The following is a 3,448-nucleotide window of genomic DNA, read 5'->3' on the forward strand; positions in this document are numbered from 1 at the left end:
ATGGGTAGTCCTGCGCACGTTTTACTACCCTGCTTGGCGGGTACAGGTGGATGGTCGCCTCACGTCTGCTGAGCACAGCGGAGTGGGGCTGTTGCAGGTGCGGATCCCACCGGGGGATCATCGCGTGGAGGTGCGCTATCTGGGCACCCCAGCCGACTGGATAGGATGGATCCTGACTGGCCTAACGGGGGTGCTGCTGGTGAAGGTGCGGCGGCTGCTCCGCCTGCTGGGTTTGAACGGAGCGCAGAGACAAGACACTCCAGAGGAGGCAACAGCATGCTGAGTCGGGTGGCCGATTCCATCTACTGGCTCAACCGCTACGTGGAGCGCGCCGAGAACATCGCCCGCTTCATCGATGTCAATCTCAACCTCATCCTAGACTTGCCCAGCGGTCCCGCCCAGCAGTGGGATCCCATTGTCTACACCACCGGGGATCAGGAGCTGTTTTACCAACGCTATGGCCAGGCAACCCAAGAAACGGTCATCCAGTTCCTGGCTTTTGATAGGGATTACCCCAACTCCATCCTTTCCTGTTTGCGGCTGGCGCGAGAAAATGCCCGTTCTGTGCGGGAGGTCATTTCTTCAGAAATGTGGGAGCGGGTCAACCGCTTTTATTTGATGGTCAAAGAAGCAGCTCAGCAAGGCCCCCACCTGAGTCAGCTCCACGATTTCTTCACGGAAGTGAAACTGGCCAGCCACCTATTCGCCGGGGTGATGGATGCCACCATGACCCACGGGGAAGGTTGGCACTTTGGCCAGATTGGCCGTCTTTTGGAGCGGGCAGACAAAACGGCGCGCATTTTGGATGTTAAGTATTTTATCTTGCTGCCCTCTCTGCAGTACGTGGGCACGGCTTTGGATGAGTTGCAGTGGATTGCTTTGCTGAAGTCGGCCAGTGCTTATGAAATGTACCGGAAACACAGCCGCCAACACCGCATCAATCCCAGAGAGGTGGCCTCTTTCCTGATTTTGGATCGGCAATTTCCCCGCTCCATTCAGTTTTGTCTTATTCATGCGGATCGATCCCTGCACCAGATCACCGGCACCCCAGCCGATACTTGGCGGGATCCCAGCGAGCGAGCTTTGGGCCGCCTGCGTTCTGAGCTGGACTACCTAACCATCGACGACATTATGGAGCAGGGCTTACATGAGTTTCTCGACAAATTGCAGCTACAAATGAACCACGTTGGCGATTGCATCTACGAAACTTTCTTTGCCATTCGCCCCTTGCAACCGTCTGAATCCTCTCTACTCTCTCAACGTCAAGCCCAACTGACATGAACGGCCTCGACTCTAAATGCAACGAGAAAAACAGGACACCTGGCCAATTGGGCTGGATCGGCAGCCGACGGGAGTAGATGAGGCAGCCTTTATTGCCGCCAATGCCACACTGATCGGCGATGTCCAACTTGCGGAAGCGGTGAGCATCTGGTACGGGGCCATCTTGCGGGGGGATCTCTCGCCCATTGTCATTGGCCGCCGCAGCAACATCCAAGATGGAGCCATCCTGCACGGGGATCCCGGACAGCCGACCCTGGTTGGCGAGGAAGTGACCATAGGCCATCGAGCGGTCATCCACAGTGCCCACATCGAGGGGGGATGTCTGATCGGGATTGGGGCCATTATCTTGAACGGGGTCACCATCGGGGCGGGCAGCATGGTGGGAGCTGGAGCGGTGGTCACCCGGTCTGTGCCACCTCGCTCTTTGGCGGCGGGGATCCCGGCCAAGGTTATCCGCACCCTCACCGAGGAAGAGGTCAAGCAACTGCGCCTTCACGCCCAGCACTACGTGGATTTGGCGCTTCAGCATGCCAGCCGCTTTGGCCGGTGGAGCAGAGGTTCGGGCGAGCGGCTCTGAACCTATTTTGCAAGCCGTCTCTCAACAGCCGGGATCCGCGCAGAGCACCCAGGTATCTTTGCTGCCGCCCCCCTGGGAGGAGTTCACCACCAGAGATCCCTTCTTGAGGGCGACGCGGGTCAGCCCCCCTGGGTGAACGTAGATCTCTTTGCCGTAGAGGATATAGGGCCGCAAGTCCACATGACAGGGTTCTAGACGGGGGCCTTCTCCCCGATCCACCAAGGTGGGCACGCGAGAAAGGCACAGGGTGGGTTGGGCGATGTAGTTGCGCGGCTGGGCGCGGATTTTCTCAGCAAAAGCAGACCGCTCTTCCGGTGTGGCCTGGGATCCCATCAACATGCCGTAGCCACCCGACTCGTTGGCTGCCTTCACCACCAGCTTGTCGAGGTTCTCCAGCACGTACGCCTGATCCTTAGGATCCCAGCAGAGGTAGGTGGGCACGTTGGGCAAAATGGCTTCCTCTCCCAGATAGTAGCGGATCATCTGGGGCACATAGGCGTAGATCACCTTGTCGTCCGCCACCCCCGTTCCCAAAGCGTTGGCAATCGCCAGCCGCCCTGACCGATAAACCTCAAACAGGCCGGGTACCCCCAAGAGGGAATCAGGGCGAAAAGCAAGGGGATCGATGAAGTCGTCGTCGATACGGCGGTAGATCACATCCACCCGCTGCAGCCCTTTGGTGGTGCGCATTTGCAAATAGCCATCGGCCACCACCAGATCCCGCCCTTCCACCAGCTCCACCCCCATCTGCTGGGCGAGGAAAGAATGCTCGAAGTAGGCGGAGTTGTAGATGCCGGGGGTGAGCACCACCACCGTTGGGTTGGCTAGGTGCGGCACCAGGTTAAGCAGAGTATCCAACAAATGGCTAGGGTAGTCGTCCACCGGGCGGATCCCCATTGTGTTGAACAGGGAGGGAAAGGTGCTTTTCATCACCCGCCGATTTTCCAGCACATAAGAGATTCCCGACGGACAGCGCAGGTTATCTTCCAACACGTACCAAGTCCCGTCCCGATCCCGCACCAGGTCGGTGCCGGTGACGTGGCACCAAATTCTCCCCGGTGGGTTGAGCCCCACACAGGGCCGCAGAAATCCCTTGGCCGTTTCGATCAGCTCGGCAGGGATCACCCCATCCTTAAGGATCTTCTGGTCGTGATAGACATCGTCGATGAACAGGTTGAGGGCGTGGATGCGCTGCTTGAGACCCTTCTCCAGCCGCTGCCACTCGGAAGCCGAGACGATGCGGGGAATGATGTCAAAGGGGAAAATTCGCTCCGTGCCCTGGCTATCGCCATAGACGTTGAAGGTCACCCCCATTTGAAAGAGGGCCGCCTGCGCCGCCGCTTGCCGCTGCTGCAGTTCCCCTTCTTCCAGAGAATGAATGCGCTCAATCAGCGGGATCGCCTCAGGACGGGGCTGGTTACGCCCCAAAAACAGCTCGTCGTAAAACCCCTCGCCCGGGTCGTAGGCATCAAAACGCACGTCTGGGATCCCTGGAACGCTATCATCTTCTTCTACTGTTGGCGGCTCTGGATCTGCATAGTGTGCTTTCAGCTACTTTTAGCCTGGTAAAAAGAAAGGACTCCGTCCCGC

General features: G+C 58.4%; 3 protein-coding genes and 1 pseudogene. 3 read left to right on the plus strand and 1 reads right to left on the minus strand.

Translation table 11 applies throughout. The annotated features are described in order from the left end of the window. From NW820_RS02640 to NW820_RS02650, 3 genes and pseudogenes are all read left to right on the plus strand, one after another. Positions 1-283: pseudogene (locus tag NW820_RS02640) on the plus strand (hypothetical protein); the annotation flags it as partial. Beyond that, positions 277-1,281: an alpha-E domain-containing protein gene (locus tag NW820_RS02645; protein WP_414406613.1), complete on the plus strand. Its 1,005-nt coding sequence runs from the start codon at positions 277-279 to the stop codon at positions 1,279-1,281. The pseudogene NW820_RS02640 and the gene NW820_RS02645, both read left to right, overlap by 7 nt. A gap of 16 nt (positions 1,282-1,297) precedes the next feature. After that, the gene (locus NW820_RS02650; RefSeq protein WP_414406614.1) at positions 1,298-1,858 is read left to right on the plus strand and encodes a gamma carbonic anhydrase family protein; all 561 of its coding nucleotides are present in this window, start codon (positions 1,298-1,300) and stop codon (positions 1,856-1,858) included. 21 nt (positions 1,859-1,879) lie between these two features. On the opposite strand, the gene NW820_RS02655 is transcribed toward NW820_RS02650, so the two are convergent. After that, complete coding sequence (locus NW820_RS02655) at positions 1,880-3,337, minus strand: circularly permuted type 2 ATP-grasp protein (RefSeq protein WP_414406615.1); 1,458 nt, start codon at positions 3,335-3,337, stop codon at positions 1,880-1,882. Positions 3,338-3,448: the final 111 nt, after the last annotated feature.

Origin of the sequence: Synechococcus sp. R55.7, assembly GCF_047461955.1 — a bacterium.
Taxonomy (GTDB): Bacteria; Cyanobacteriota; Cyanobacteriia; order Thermostichales; family Thermostichaceae; genus Thermostichus.